Here is a 14,565-nt window from a genome sequence, read left to right on the forward strand (position 1 = left end):
CCATCGGGTGGGTGATGCGCGACGTCGGGATTACAATTAATGCAAAAATGATGCCGCGCTAACACCGCCAGCAAGCTGCCGAGGCGATGTGTACGGCGGCGATTCTTGAAGGAAGGGAAGAAGGAACATGGCGACGTTGATTCCTGCAATGGGCTCTGTCTCGTCTCGCATGACTTCGGGGGAGAGACGGTTCGCGCAAAGACTCGAGGCGAAGCTCGAGGACGACTACCTGTGCTGGTACGACGTTCCGATCGGCGAGAAAAGCCGCCATCCGGATTTCGTCGTATTTCATCCGAGCCGCGGGTTGCTGGTACTGGAGGTCAAGGACTGGAACCTCGACACCATTCGCCAGATCGACAAGCAGGATGTGTTGCTGATGACCAACCGCGGACTCGTGGCTGACACGAATCCCCTGGTGCAGGCGCGTCAGTACATGTTCCATGTGACCGACCTGTTGCAACGGGATCCGCAGCTCGTCTGGCCAACTGGGTCGCTCAAGGGCAAGGTGTTCTTTCCCTATGGTCATGGAGTGGTGCTGACCAATATCTCCCGTGCGGCTTTCGAAAAGGGGGACCTTGGAGAGGTACTGCCGGCTCACCTGGTCATCTGCCAGGATGAGATGTTCGAGAGTGTGGATCCCGAAGCGTTTCAAAAGCGCCTTTGGGAGATGTTTCCGATCAAGTTCACCCACAAGCTCTCACTGCCGCAGATCGATCGCGTGCGCTGGCACCTGTTCCCTGAGATCCGTATGCCGGAGCAGCGATCACTATTTGCGGATGCCGCTGCGGGAGCCGAGGACATCCCCGACATCCTGCGCGTCATGGACCTGCAACAGGAGCAACTGGCACGTAGCCTTGGTGACGGGCATCGCGTGATTCACGGCGTGGCGGGGTCGGGCAAGACCATGATCCTGGGCTATCGCGCCGAGTACCTTGCGCGTACGTCAGCGAAGCCCATCCTGGTGCTCTGCTTCAACAAGACACTCGCGTCAGTGCTTGCCGCGACCATGGGAGAAAAGGGAATTGCAGATAAGGTGCATGTCCTGAACTTCCATGCCTGGTGCGGGCGCCAACTCGATGCCTACAGCATCGACCGTCCCAAGGGCTTGTCGAATGAAGTGCTGTTCAATGAGATGGTCGAGCGTGTTGTGCGGGGTGTTGAGCGAAAGGCAATACCGTCAGGCCAATATGACGCAGTGCTGATCGACGAAGGCCATGATTTCCAGCCTGAGTGGTTCAAGCTGGTCGTGCAGATGGTCAATCCTGATAGCAATGCCCTGCTGGTTCTCTACGATGACGCGCAATCCATCTACGGTGGAAGCAAGAAGCGGAAGTTCAGTTTCGCCAGTGTCGGCATCAAGGCACAAGGCCGAACCACCGTTCTGAAGTTGAATTACCGGAATACGCGAGAGATCCTGGCGGTCGCGCGTGCGCTGGCTGATGACCTGCTGGTGGAACGGGTGGCGGATGAGGACGAGGCGCCTACCGTCCACCCGGTGGCGGCGGGACGAAAGGGCCCGCGACCTTTGCTGGTCGAACTGCCGACGTTGAGTGCGGAGGCCACACGCATTGCCGAAGTTCTGCTGGACGAGCATCGGTCCGGCACGCGTTGGTCAGAGATGGCCGTGCTCTATCGGCATCGGGATGTCATGGCACAAATTACCGACACACTAAGGCGCGAGGGCATTCCTTTCGAGTGTCCGCAACTGACCAAGCGCTTCGTGCCCAGTGCGGATAGCGTGAAGGTGGTGACCATGCACAGCAGCAAGGGGCTCGAGTTTCCATTGGTTTGCATCCCCGCTATCGGAGCGCCTCACAAGAAGAACGAATCGACGGAGGAAGAGGCTCGCCTGCTCTACGTGGCTATGACCCGGGCAACCCGACAGCTTGTGATGACACACGGATCGGACTCCCAGTTCTCCAGTAGGCTGCGTGATGCGCTTAATGCACTTTCTTGACGCGGGCGGAGATGGCCTGGCTGGCCCTTAACGGTCCAGCCGGCTGAACTAACCTTCCAAAGCGCAAGAACCCCTCAGGCCGTCGTATTGACCACACCGCCGGTGCTCGAGCCACTCTCTTGCTGCATGGCCTCGGCCAGCTTGGCGTACGCCTGCGACAGCGCGGCGTTGGTGGAGGACACGGCGCCCTGCAGGGTCGCGACCGTGCTCGCCTTGGTCCTTTCGTCGGTCTTGGCGTTCTGCGCGGCCTGGAGCTGCTGCATCTGGGTGGCCAGCAGTTTCTGAAGCGTTTCGATCTGCTGCTTGATCGCCTTGATGACCGCCGATTCGGTGTCGCTGCTGCTGGAGCTGTCCGTGCCGCCGGCACCCGCAGCGCCGCCGGCGCCGCCAGCCTTGCCGCTGAATGCGGCGCCGTTTACCCGGCCGTTTGCCGACGCGCTGGAATCCTGTGCGCTGGCCTTGCCCGTGCTGTCCGTGCCGTCCTGCGACGCCGAAGTGGTGACTGCGGCGCCACTGGCGGTGAAGACTTGCGGTGTAACGCTGGTGATGGATGTCATGTTCTGGTTTCCGATCGGAAGAGAGCCTATCCGTTGATCGGCCGGCGCTGGCAAAACTTTAGTGCCATCGCCGCTGTCCTACTGGCTTCCTTCGGCATCTGTCACAATCGCGGCCATGCATTCTTCTGGTCGTTCTTCTTCAGGATTGATTTGATATGTCCAATCTCGGTATCGGCGGCATCGGCCTGCACGTGATCGTGGGGATTTTCTTCGCCGTGCACGCCGTTCGCACCCACCAGAACATGTACTGGTTGCTGCTGCTATTCCTGTTCCCCGGCCTGGGCAGCATCGTCTATTTCTTCGCCGTTTACTTGCCGAGCCTGCGCGACTCGCGCGGGGCGCGGGCGGCGTCGCGGGCGATCAAGCAGATCGTCGATCCAAACCGGGCCGTGCGCGAAGCGCGCGAGGCATTCGACCGGGCGCCGACTGTCGATCACCGCATGCGCCTGGGCGCTGCCTTGCTGGAAGTGGGCAATGCGGCCGAGGCGCTCGAGCACTATCAGGCCGCAGCCAATGGCCCGTTTGCGTCCGATCCGGCATTGCTTGAGGGGCTGGCGCGCGCCCAGGTTGCCACGGGCCGCCATGCCGATGCGCAGGCCACGCTTGAGAAGCTGTTTGCCGCGCATCCGCAGGCTCGCGACCAGGCCGAACCCGCATTGCTTTACGCGCGTGCGCTGTCCGCGCTCGATGCGCCCGCCACGCGCGATGCCTTCGAGCGCTCGCTGACCTGCGCAAGTGATGCCGCGCCGCGCTGTCTGTATGCCGACTGGCTTTCCCGCCAGGGTGATGCAGCCGACCGCGAGCGCGCCAAGTCGCTGTACTCGGAAATTGTTCACGACGCGCGCCACTGGCCGCGTCACGCCCGCGAGCACAATCGCGAATGGCTCCAGCGCGCGCAGGTCGCGCTGGGCCAATGATCCGCGCCTTGAGCGCGTTGTATTCCTCCATGACGCTTTTGAAACGCAAATCTATCGAGGCCGTGGCCTCACGCCGCCCCGCGCGCGGCGAACGTGAAACCTCGCGCAGGAAGCTGTCCGGCGACGCCGGCGACGCCGGCGATGTCGACAATGCCGGCGAGAAGCGCATGACGCCGCGCTTCGCGCCAGTGACGTTCTCGGAAATGGATGGCGTGCGCTATCTCCATTTCGGCACCGAGTGGGTGCAGGGCGCGATGCGCCTGCGCAAGCCCGATGCCATCGAACTCGAGTACGCCCAGCAGATGATGGCCTGGCTGCTGTTCCTGTCGCCGTCGGCTGCAGATTTCCACGTGGCGCAACTGGGCCTGGGCGCCGCCGCGCTGACCAAGTTCTGCCATCGTCAATTCGCGCGTGCGAAGGTAACGGCGGTCGAGCTGAATCCCGCCGTGATCGTGGCCGGCCGCAGCATGTTCGGCCTGCGCGAGGACGATGCGCGCCTGTCCGTGCGCGAGCAGGATGCATGGGACTTCGTGATGGATGGCGCGCAGACAGCGTCGATCGACGCGTTGCAGGTCGACCTGTACGACGCCACCGCGCGTGGCCCGGTCCTCGACACCACGGCGTTCTATCGTGCCTGCCGTCGCGTGCTCAAGGCGCCTGGCGTGATGACGATCAACCTGTTCGGAGACCACGAGAGTTTCCCGAAGAACATCGTGCGTATCTGCGACGCGTTCGACAATCGCGTGCTGGTGTTCCCCGAGGTGCATGACGGCAACGTCATCGCGCTGGCATTCAACGGGCCGGCGATCGACGTGTCTTGGGAAACGCTGGAGGCGAGGGCGGAAGTGGTGGAGTCCACCACGAAGCTGCCGGCGAAGGACTGGGTGAAGAAGCTGCGCGCGGCGAATGCGCGGCAGGAAGAGCGGCTGGTGATCTGAAGTCGCGCTCTTTCTCCCCTCTCCCACCGGGTGGGAGAGGGGAGTCAGGCCACCATCATTCCTTATGGAAAAACTGCGCCAGCGACCACTCGTCGGTGCGCGCCTCATAGCGCAGGCCCTTGCGCATCGCCCACATTGCAAGCTGGCTGTGCGACGGGATGATCGCGTGGTCGGCCAGCGCGAACTTGGCCGCCGCGCGGGCATTCTCCTCGCGGGCCTTGTCGCTGGAGATCGTCGTCAGCGATTTCTCGATCAGCTGATCGAGCTGCGGGTTGCTGTACTTGCCCCAGTTCCACGTGCCGTAGCCGGTCTTCGGGTTCGGGGTGCCCGTGATCGAGCGCAGCGCCACGTCGGCAGCGGCCGATCCCCAGCCTAGCATCTCGAATGCAAAGTCCCCCTGGCGCGCGCGTGTGAAGTACGTGGCAACGGGCAGCGTCTCAACCTTGGTCTGGATGCCGATACGCGTCAGCATCCCGGCCGTGGCCTGCGCCACCTGGGCGTCATTCAGATAGCGATTGTTCGTGGCGTGCAGCGTCAGGCCGAAGCCGTCCGGATAGCCTGCGGCGGCCAGCAGCTTCTTCGCGCCTTCCACGTCATAGGCGTCCGGCTTGGTGCCAGGATGGCCGAAGATCTGCGGCGAGACGATCGACGAGGCCGGCACCGCCAGGCCTTCCATGATGCGGCTGACGATGGCGTCGCGGTTGAGGGCCTTGCTGATCGCCGCGCGCACGCGCGCATCCTTGAACGGATTCTTGCCAAGCGGCTTGCCTGCCTTATCCGTGACGAACGGCGGGTTGTCGCGTGACTGGTCCATCTGCCAGAAGATCGTGCGCCACGACACTGTCTGCTCGATCTTGAACTTCGGGTTCTGCTTGAGCTTCGCCACGTCGGCGGATGGCACGCTTTCGATCACGTCCACATCGCCGGCCAGCAGGGCGGCCGAGCGCGCGCCGTTGTCGGTCAGGATCCGGAAGATCGCGCGGTCCCATTCGGGCTTTGGCCCCCAGTAGTCGGGATTCTTCGCCATCACGATTTCCTGGCCGCGCGCGAAGCGCACGAACTTGAACGGACCCGTGCCGATCATCGCCTTGCCCGAATCGAAATCGGCCTGGGTCAGGTTCGCGGCGATCTTCTTCGGCATGATCGGCACGCTGTTCAGATCGTTGGCCAGGTTCGCATAGTTCGGCACGCTCATGGTCAGGCGCACGGTCAGCGGGTCGGGCGTGTCGATGCGGGCGATCGGCTTGGTGTAGCTGGTGAACGACCCCGGCGCGTTGGTCAGCTTTTCGGGGCGCTCCAGTGACGCCTTGACGTCCTCGCTCGTGAACGGCGAGCCGTCATGCCATTTCACGTTCGGGCGAAGCTTGATCTCCCACGTGATCGCGTTGAGCGGCTTCCACGATAGCGCGAGGCCGGGAATGTAGCGCGCGTTCTTGTCCATGAACACCAGCGACTCGAAGATATGGAGTGCGATGGCGTTGTTCGGGCCCGAGTTGTTCCAGTGCGGGTCCATGGACGTCACGTCGGCGGCCAGGCCGATGCGCAGGTCTTCGGCATGAGCCGCCTGGGCGGGCAACAGCGTGAGCGCGGTGGCGCTCAACGCAATCGAAAGGGATGCTTGCAGCAGCGTGCGGCGGATCATCGGTGGGCTCCTCGTACGGTGTTCGGCCATATTGTGCCGGTAACTATACATCGTTGCAGACCCAGTACAATCGCGGCCATGTTTGCCAATTCCCGCACGATTTCGTCGGCACAGTCCGATATCCATGAGCATCTGGCCACGCTGGTGGAGCGTCACCTGGCCGAGCCATTCCGCAAGCCGATTGGCGCGCCGAGCCAGCACGCGTTCGACGCGGCCATCGACGCATGGCAGCGGGCGGGCAGCGCGCCGCTGATTCTCGATGCGGGCTGCGGTGTCGGGGAAAGCACGTTGCGTCTCGCCACGGCATTTCCGGATCACTATGTCATCGGTGTGGATCAATCGGAAAAGCGCCTGACGGCCGGTAAGGACTGGTGGGATGCACCCCTGCCCGAGAATTTCCATTGGGCGCGCGCGGATCTGGTCGATTTCTGGCGGTTGGTGCAGAGCGCGGGTGTGCGGGTCACGCGGCACTATGTGCTGTATCCGAACCCGTGGCCCAAGATTGGCCATTTGAGCCGGCGTTGGCATGGACACGCCGTATTTCCCGCGCTGGCGGCGTGCGGGGACTATCTCGAATGCCGCAGCAACTGGAAGATCTACATCGACGAGTTCTCGGCCGCGCTGACGATGGTGGGGCGCCGGACGCAAACCGAATCGTGGCAGCCGGAGGCGCCGATGACGCCGTTCGAACGCAAGTACGCGGCGTCAGGGCATGGCTTGTGGCGCTGCGTGAGTGTTCGATGAGCGTTCGATGAGCGTCGGATGAAATGAAAAACCCGCCAGATCTGGCGGGTTTTTCATTTTCGGACTGCGCGGTCAGTGGAACAGCGGCTGTTGCGTCGGCGCGTCCTCGGGCAGCTCCGCGTGGACGATTTCGCCGGAGCGGTCCGCGTAGAGCGGGGTGCCGCAATCCTCGCAATATTCCGGATCGAACAGCGCCGCATGGCGGAAGATGTCCTCGACACCGGCGTTGCGCAACTCCTCGCAGATCTGCTCGACCGGATTGCCCTTTTCCTCGGCATCGGCTTCGCCAGCTTCGCGGCCATAGACAGGCCAGACGATGCCGTAGATCACTTCCTTCTCGCCACGCATCGTGAAGCCGACGCGATATTCCTCAACCACTTCCTCGCCGAACCCGGCCACCACGGCGGCCAGTTGGCCGGCCGGCACATCGAGCGTGCCGCACAGGTAGTTCACGGCGGCGCGCACGGTCAGCGGACGGATGCTCTTGTCCGATTCGCGGCACGACAGGAAGAAGGCATCCGGCAGCAGCAGTTCGAACTCGCAGCCGGGCAGCAGGAGCGCGACGGTCGGCTGCACCTGCTGGCGCCACTGCTCCAGGCAGACCGAACGCTCGGCGTGGTGCTCCTTGGCATCTTCCTGCCAGCGGAACAGCGCGCCTTCGTGCGGGGCCACCACCACGGCCAGCAGATAGCGCGGATCGGCCAGGATGGGCGCGGTTTCGGGCAGATCACGCAGGTCCACCTTCGGCATGGTCCCGGCCAGTGCGGCAGTAGCCAGCTTGTGGGTCAGCGCGAAGGTGTCGCTATGGCTGCGCGGCAGCTGGTCGATGCTGTAGAGGTACGGCGACAGCGCCACCTTGGTGCCGGTGGCCAGCACATGCGCCTGCAGATGCACGGCCAGCGTCTGGGCCAGCTCCGGCTTCAGCGCACCCGACGGAATCGCGTAGCGTGTATGGGCCAGGATCGGTGCCGCGATCATCAGCACATCCAGCTTGGCGCCGTCGACTTCGATGGTGGCCGATTCGGCCAAGGTTTCGGCCTGTTCGGCCAGCACGTCGGACGCATCGGCGTTGTGCTTGAACAGGTGTTCGAGCGCGGCGTCGAGCGCGGTCTGGCTGCCGTTTTTCAGCAGGCGATGGAGCCGCTGCGACAGCCGACGCTCCCAATACCCGTCCTCCATGCGGCTGCCCGATGCATCCAGGGCGAGCGCGTCGGCCACCAGCCGTTCGGCGTCAGGAGAGAGTCTGGCGGAAGACTTGGGGCGAAAACCTGCCATATATGTAGAGAACGTCCGTTTTTCGTAAAACGGTATTCTACTCGTTGCGCAGGCGGGTGCAGTCCTCGCGAACCCTCAATCAGGCTCTTGTTTGCATTGTTGGATTACTTTTGAGCCGCCGGTGCGTGCGATTCGGTGCTGTGCGACTCGCCAGCCATCGAAACCTCGCCGCCGCCCTTGGTCAGCAAGTACAGGCAGGCGCCCGCCACGACTACAAAAGCGATCAGAATCTTCACCATGTGATGTCTCCGTCTTTGTCTTGGTATAAGTCACGCTGAATCCGTGTGGGGCGAGTCTGGCAGTGCAGGCTTGCGCAAAACTTACGCGACGGGGTGGGGATTACCCGCAAAAACAAAACCGCCGCCCCGCTTTGCAAGCCGGGACGGCGGTTTCGGTCAGCAGCTGGCGAATCAGGCGGCCAGCAGTTGACGCAGCACGAACGGCAGGATGCCGCCGTGGTTGTAGTAGTCGACCTCGATCGGCGTGTCGATGCGGAGCAGCACCGGTACGCGTTGCGTGTCGCCGTTGGCGCGGTGGACGACCAGCGTCACGTCCTGCTGCGGCTTCAGGTCGCCTTCGATGCCTTCCACGTCGAAGGTTTCGTTGCCGACGATGCCGAGCGACTGCACGCTGTCGTTGCCCTTGAACTGCAGCGGCAGCACGCCCATGCCCACCAGGTTCGAACGGTGGATACGCTCGAAGCTGCGTGCGATCACGGCCTTCACGCCCAGCAGCTGGGTGCCCTTCGCCGCCCAGTCGCGCGACGAGCCCGTGCCGTACTCTTCGCCACCGAACACCACTGTGGGCGTGCCTTCGGCGATGTACTTCATCGCGGCGTCATAGATCGACAATTCCTCACCGGTGGGCTGGTGCAGCGTGATGCCGCCTTCCACGCGGGAGCCGTCGGCCTTGACCGGGATCATCAGGTTCTTGATGCGGACGTTGGCGAACGTGCCGCGCATCATCACCTCATGGTTGCCGCGGCGCGAGCCGTAGCTGTTGAAGTCGGCCTTGAGCACGCCATGCGACAGCAGGTACTTGCCAGCAGGGGAGGTGTCCTTGATCGAACCGGCCGGGGAGATATGGTCGGTCGTCACGGAGTCGCCGAACACACCCAGGGCGCGGGCGCCACGGACGGTCACGGCCTCGCCGCTCGGCTCGAGCGCGAAGTCCTGGAAGAACGGCGGCTCGGCGATGTAGGTCGACTTCGGCCAGTCGTAGACCTGGCCCTTCGTGCCCTTGATCGCCGCCCACAGCTTGCTCGGCTTCCTGACCTGCTCGTAGTTGCCCTTGAACGTCTTGGCGTCCATCGCGTACTTCAGCAGCGCATGGATTTCTTCCGACGTCGGCCAGATGTCGCCCAGCCAGATGTCCTTGCCACCCTTGCCCTTGCCCACCGGTTCGGTCATCAGGTCGCGCGTGACGTTGCCGGCGATGGCGTAAGCCACCACCAGCGGCGGCGATGCCAGGAAGTTGGCGCGGATGTTCGGGTGGATCCGGGCTTCGAAGTTGCGGTTGCCCGACAGCACGGCGGCGGCCACGATGTCGTTCTGCACGATCGAGTCGTTGAGCGCCTGGGTCAGGTCGCCGGCGTTACCGATACAGGTGGTGCAGCCGTACGCAGTGACGCCGAAGCCGAGCTTGTCCAGGTACGGCAGCAGACCGGCGGCCTTCAGGTATTCCGTGACCACGCGGCTGCCAGGGGCCAGCGACGTCTTGATGTGGGGCGCGACCTTCAGGCCGGCTTCCACGGCCTTCTTGGCCAGCAGGCCGGCGGCCAGCAGCACGCTGGGGTTCGACGTGTTCGTGCACGACGTGATCGCGGCAATCAGCACATCGCCGTTGTGCACCTTCACGCCGTCGGCGTTCGTGTACTCGCGGTCCAGGTCGGCGACGTCCTTGTTGAAACCGTTCTCGGCCACTGGCTTGGCAAACAGCGACTTGAACGTTTCCTTGACGTGACCGATCTCGATACGGTCCTGCGGCCGCTTCGGGCCGGCCAGTGACGGGGCCACGGTGCCCAGGTCCAGCGTCAACGTCTTGCTGTAGTCGATCTCGCCAGCGCGCGGAACGCCGAACATTTTCTGGGCGCGGAAGTAGCCCTCGAACGCGGCGATTTCCTCGTCGGTGCGGCCCGTGCCACGGAAATAGTCGATCGTCTTCTCATCGACCGGGAAGAAGCCCATCGTCGCGCCGTACTCGGGCGCCATGTTGCCGATCGTGGCGCGGTCCGGCGTGGTCAGGCTGGCCGTGCCTTCGCCGAAGAATTCCACGAACTTGCCGACGACCTTTTCGCGACGCAGCATCTCGGTGATGGTCAGCACCAGATCGGTGGCGGTCACGCCTTCGCGCAACCGGCCCTTCAGTTCCACGCCCACCACGTCCGGGGTCAGGAAGTAGACCGGCTGGCCCAGCATGCCGGCTTCGGCTTCGATGCCGCCCACGCCCCAGCCGACCACGCCAATGCCGTTGATCATCGTGGTGTGGGAATCGGTGCCGACGAGGGTGTCCGGATAATAGACGCCATCCTTCTTGTGGACGCCGCGGGCCAGATATTCCAGGTTGACCTGGTGCACGATGCCGAAGCCGGGCTGCACCACGCCAAAGGTGTCGAATGCCTGCATCCCCCACTTCATGAACTGGTAGCGCTCGTTATTGCGCTTGAATTCCAGTTGCATGTTCAGGTCCAGGGCGTTCTTTTCGCGGAAGTGGTCGATTTGCACCGAGTGGTCGACCACCAGGTCCACGGGAACCAGTGGCTCGATCTTTTTCGGGTTCTTGCCCATCTTCTCGGCCACGTTACGCATGGCGGCCAGGTCGGCCAGTAGCGGCACGCCCGTGAAGTCCTGCAGCACCACGCGGGCCACGACGAACGGGATTTCATCCACGCGCTCGGCGTTCGGCTTCCAGTTGGCCAGTTGGCGGACGTGTTCCTCGGTCACCTTCTTGCCGTCGCAGTTGCGCAGCACGGATTCCAGGACCACACGAATCGACACCGGCAGGCGTTCGATCTTCACGCCCAGGGCCTTGCCCAGCTGGGGCAGGGAATAGTACTGACCGCGGCCGCCAGTGCCGAGCTTGAATTCTTTCAGGGTGTTATTGAGATTGTGGGGCATTGCCTGACTCCAATCGAAGGGTGACGCGGGACGCTTTTGAACATTCTTATTCTTAAGACCCCGGTGCGCGATTGGGTTCCGCCGCCATGCAAGCGGCGCGGCCGGCGGGACCGGACGCGCACCGTTACCACGACTCGGCCTGACCCCGAGCGGGTCAGGCAAAGGTAAAACAGGACTTTACTGCGGAATTATTGCTTCGGTGCGGATTGTGCGGATGCGGGTTGCCCATCTGCCGGCTGGGCCGGTTGCGACGGAGCCACCAGCAGCGGCGTGGTCACCGGGGCGCGCAGTGCGCCGGCAACGGTCGGCGCGGAGCCGCCGGCCTGCATGTCTGCCGTCTGGCATTCGTCCGCCAGACGCTGACCGAGGTTCCGGTTGAACAGCATGGCCTTGCTCGGGATCACCACCAGGTCCATGCCGGTGCGTTGGTCGAAGTAGCGGTCGGCGCCGGTCACGGTGTTCTGGCGCGGCAGGCGGTAGACCTTGCCTTCCCAGTTCACGCCGATCACCTCGTCACGCTGCATGTTGCCGGTGATGTAGAGCGCATGGCCCAGTTCGCATTGCCACTTTTCGCCGGCCGGAGCTTCAACCGGGGCGGCTGCCTCGGTCTTCTTGGTGGTCTTCTTCGAGGCCGTCTTCTTGGTAGCGGCCGGCTTCTTGGCCGGTTCCTGGGCCAGCGCGGCGCCGGCGGATGTCAGGGTCAGGGCGCCAAGGCAGGCGGCCAGCACGATGTGTTTCATTGTGTCTTCCTTCCGGTTTTCTGAATAATCAAAAACGGCTATTTGTCGTACGGTCCGCTGGGGAGCACCGGGGGGCGCTCCGGCTACAACTTTCCGCCGCTATTCTCTACGATTTGCCCCACGGGGCGAAGCCCGTCAGTCATTGGTTACACAATTGTTCGCGGACGGTTTGTCATCGGCCACTTCAAGGCAAAAATGAGCAGTCCGCGTGCTTCGGACTGGTGTCAGTCGAAGAACAACTCCGTCACCGGCGAGGGCAGTTTCGTGCCGGTGGCATGGGCACGCTGCAGCAGCGACCAGTAATAGCGATAGCTTGCGCGGTCATGGAGTTGGCCGTCGTGGCGGATCGGCGCCCAGTTGTTCTCGTGCGCCGCAAGCAGGATCTGGCTTGCTGCGCCGATTTCGCTGTCCCCGGGGCGGAAGGCCGACACAATCGGCTCGATCTGGCCCGGATGGATGCTCCATTTACGCAGATAGCCGAATTCGGCGCGCGCCCGGTATGCGTCGTCGCCCGAGCGTTGGGGGTTCTGCACATCGGTGCTGACGTTGTGCGACGGTACTTTGCCATGGCGGTGGCAGGCTGCCGAAATCTCGAGCATGGCCCGGCGGATCAGCGGATGCTCGAACTGTTCCGGCGAGCGCATGGCATCGCCCGGAATCGCGCCGTGGTGCGCAGAGACAAAATCCATCAGGCCGAAGCTCAGGCACTCCACCTGCACGAGCGAGGCGATGTCGAAGACTTGCTCGAGCGCCGAATGTGTCTCAATCAGCACGTGTATTGGGATGTGGCGGGCAATGCCGGACGCGCGCGCTACCTGGTTCACGTGATCGGTCACACGGGCCACTTCCACCACGTCGGTCACTTTCGGGACCACTACATAGGCCAGTCGGGCGCCGGCTGTCCTCACCAGGATGTCGACGTCTTCGCGCCAGCCCGGGTGCGCCGGATCGTGGATGCGCGCGCCCACGCGGTTGTGCGCATTTTCGGCGCTGTTGATCAGTTGCGCGCACAGCGTGGCGTGCTCGCGTTCGAGCCCGACCGCCGCGCCGTCCTCGCAGTCGAACGTGATATCGAACACTGGCCCGAGCGCTTGCTGCAGGGCAAGCGATTTGCGCATGAGCTTTTCGCTACCGGCATAGTGGTCGCATACCGGCAGTTGCACCGGAATGGCTTCGCCCTGGAACAAGACCTCGGATGGATGCACGTTAAATACGGAGAAAATGTAGGGTTATTCAAAAGTGGGATTTACGCGCCTAAAAGAAAAACCGGGGTCCGCGCCGATTTTCGAGAATCGATGCGGAACCCCGGTCTTTCATGAGCGGGTGGCTCGCGGAGGATCAGCCCAGCAGGTGTTGCACGCCGGCACGCTCTTCTTCCAGTTCCTTGAGCGTGATGTTGATCTTCTCCTGGCTGTACGCGTCAATTTCCAGACCCTTGACGATTTCGTACTTGCCGTTGGCCGTGGTGACCGGGTAGCCGAACATCACATCGTTCGGAATGCCGTATTCACCGTTCGACGGGATGCCCATCGTAACGACCTTGCCGTTCGAGCCCAGCACCCAGTCGTGCACGTGGTCGATGGCGGCGTTGGCAGCCGAAGCGGCCGACGACAGGCCACGGGCCTCGATGATGGCGGCGCCGCGCTTGCCAACGGTCGGCAGGAACACGTCGTTGTTCCACACCGGATCGTTGATCATGTCCTTGACGCTCTTGCCGTCGACGGTGGCGTAGCGGTAGTCGGCGTACATCGTCGGGCTGTGGTTGCCCCAGACGAACATCTTCTCGATCGACGACACCGGCTTGCCAGTCTTGGCGGCGATTTGCGACAGGGCACGGTTGTGGTCCAGGCGCAGCATGGCGGTGAAGTTCTCGCGCTTCAGGTTCGGCGCCGACTTCATGGCGATGTAGGCGTTGGTGTTGGCCGGGTTGCCGACCACCAGCACCTTGACGTCGCGGCTGGCCACTTCGTCCAGGGCCTTGCCTTGCACCGTGAAGATCTGGGCGTTGGCTTCGAGCAGGTCCTTGCGTTCCATGCCCTTGCTACGCGGACGCGCGCCCACCAGCAGGGCAACGTCGGCATCCTTGAAGGCGACCTTGGGGTCGTCGGTAATGACCACGCCGGCCAGCAGCGGGAACGCGCAGTCTTCCAGTTCCATCACCACGCCCTTGACGGCAGCCTGGGCTTGCGGGAGATCGAGCAGTTGGAGGATGACCGGCTGGTCTTTGCCGAGCATGTCGCCGTTGGCGATGCGGAACAGCAGGGAATAGCCGATCTGGCCAGCGGCGCCGGTGACTGCGACGCGCATTGGGGCTTTAGCCATGAGTAAGTCTCCAAACGAAAAGAGGGGGTAACCGGTCGGTGGCGCTTGGGTCTCCAGGGTATGGAGCGGCCCGGCGCGTCACCGGGTGCTGGTCGCGTGTCGCCACGAAGGCAGGCGGGCGTCCGCCGCGGAACCCGCGGGCATTCGCGCGTGACCGGGCAACGAGAGTGCGCTTCCGGCCAGGTGCAGGCGTCGTGGGCGACAAGGCGTAAGTCTACTACTGCTGAGTGGTGCGTCGCATCCCGCAAAGGGGTATTCGGGAGCAACGGCACGGACCTGCGCGAGTGTAGGGTGAGCCCTGATTGATGTCAATTCATATGTCTTATATAAGACATAAGACATTTCATAGCGTGCTGG

The 14,565-nt window shown here is 63.2% G+C and carries 12 protein-coding genes; 4 read left to right on the forward strand and 8 right to left on the reverse strand.

Features of this window, described 5'->3' with window-relative positions:
- Nucleotides 1-127: 127 nt before the first annotated feature.
- Nucleotides 128-1,957 carry a 3'-5' exonuclease gene (locus RN01_RS16170; RefSeq protein ID WP_024569923.1) on the forward strand — a complete coding sequence of 610 codons (1,830 nt, stop codon included), beginning with the start codon at nt 128-130 and terminating at the stop codon, nt 1,955-1,957.
- Between the two features lie 74 nt (nt 1,958-2,031).
- Here RN01_RS16170 and RN01_RS16175 read toward each other — a convergent pair whose 3' ends face one another.
- Complete coding sequence (locus tag RN01_RS16175) at nt 2,032-2,514, reverse strand: hypothetical protein (protein WP_008648070.1); 483 nt, start codon at nt 2,512-2,514, stop codon at nt 2,032-2,034.
- 155 nt (nt 2,515-2,669) lie between these two features.
- Here RN01_RS16175 and RN01_RS16180 point away from each other — a divergent pair, with 155 nt between their 5' ends.
- Both RN01_RS16180 and RN01_RS16185 read left to right on the forward strand, forming a co-directional pair.
- Complete coding sequence (locus tag RN01_RS16180; protein ID WP_024569922.1) at nt 2,670-3,431, forward strand: tetratricopeptide repeat protein; 762 nt, start codon at nt 2,670-2,672, stop codon at nt 3,429-3,431.
- 29 nt (nt 3,432-3,460) lie between these two features.
- Nucleotides 3,461-4,369 carry a spermidine synthase gene (locus tag RN01_RS16185; protein WP_024569921.1) on the forward strand — a complete coding sequence of 303 codons (909 nt, stop codon included), beginning with the start codon at nt 3,461-3,463 and terminating at the stop codon, nt 4,367-4,369.
- A 55-nt stretch (nt 4,370-4,424) separates the two neighbouring features.
- Here the strand turns inward: RN01_RS16185 and RN01_RS16190 are convergent, their stop codons facing one another.
- A complete protein-coding gene (locus tag RN01_RS16190; protein ID WP_017511415.1) occupies nt 4,425-6,011 on the reverse strand; it encodes an ABC transporter substrate-binding protein in 1,587 nt (528 codons plus the stop codon).
- Nucleotides 6,012-6,089: 78 nt separating this feature from the next.
- Between RN01_RS16190 and RN01_RS16195 the strand changes: the two genes are divergently transcribed.
- Nucleotides 6,090-6,755 carry a tRNA (guanosine(46)-N(7))-methyltransferase TrmB gene (locus RN01_RS16195; protein WP_017511414.1) on the forward strand — a complete coding sequence of 222 codons (666 nt, stop codon included), beginning with the start codon at nt 6,090-6,092 and terminating at the stop codon, nt 6,753-6,755.
- Between the two features lie 72 nt (nt 6,756-6,827).
- Here RN01_RS16195 and RN01_RS16200 read toward each other — a convergent pair whose 3' ends face one another.
- The 6 genes from RN01_RS16200 to RN01_RS16220 all read right to left on the reverse strand — a co-directional run bounded on the left by RN01_RS16200 (nt 6,828) and on the right by RN01_RS16220 (nt 14,208).
- Nucleotides 6,828-8,030 (reverse strand): DUF2863 family protein, encoded by a 1,203-nt coding sequence (locus RN01_RS16200; protein ID WP_024569919.1) that lies wholly within the window; start codon nt 8,028-8,030, stop codon nt 6,828-6,830.
- A gap of 104 nt (nt 8,031-8,134) precedes the next feature.
- Complete coding sequence (locus tag RN01_RS34905) at nt 8,135-8,269, reverse strand: hypothetical protein (protein WP_008649342.1); 135 nt, start codon at nt 8,267-8,269, stop codon at nt 8,135-8,137.
- A 171-nt stretch (nt 8,270-8,440) separates the two neighbouring features.
- On the reverse strand, nt 8,441-11,146 hold the full coding sequence (gene acnA, locus RN01_RS16205; RefSeq protein WP_017511412.1) for an aconitate hydratase AcnA: 2,706 nt from the start codon (nt 11,144-11,146) through the stop codon (nt 8,441-8,443).
- 188 nt (nt 11,147-11,334) lie between these two features.
- A complete protein-coding gene (locus RN01_RS16210) occupies nt 11,335-11,886 on the reverse strand; it encodes a hypothetical protein (protein WP_017511411.1) in 552 nt (183 codons plus the stop codon).
- Between the two features lie 224 nt (nt 11,887-12,110).
- Complete coding sequence (locus RN01_RS16215; protein ID WP_017511410.1) at nt 12,111-13,091, reverse strand: CoA ester lyase; 981 nt, start codon at nt 13,089-13,091, stop codon at nt 12,111-12,113.
- A gap of 133 nt (nt 13,092-13,224) precedes the next feature.
- Complete coding sequence (locus tag RN01_RS16220) at nt 13,225-14,208, reverse strand: malate dehydrogenase (RefSeq protein WP_008649349.1); 984 nt, start codon at nt 14,206-14,208, stop codon at nt 13,225-13,227.
- Nucleotides 14,209-14,565: the final 357 nt, after the last annotated feature.

This window comes from Cupriavidus sp. SHE (genome assembly GCF_000812445.1).
GTDB lineage: Bacteria > Pseudomonadota > Gammaproteobacteria > Burkholderiales > Burkholderiaceae > Cupriavidus > Cupriavidus metallidurans.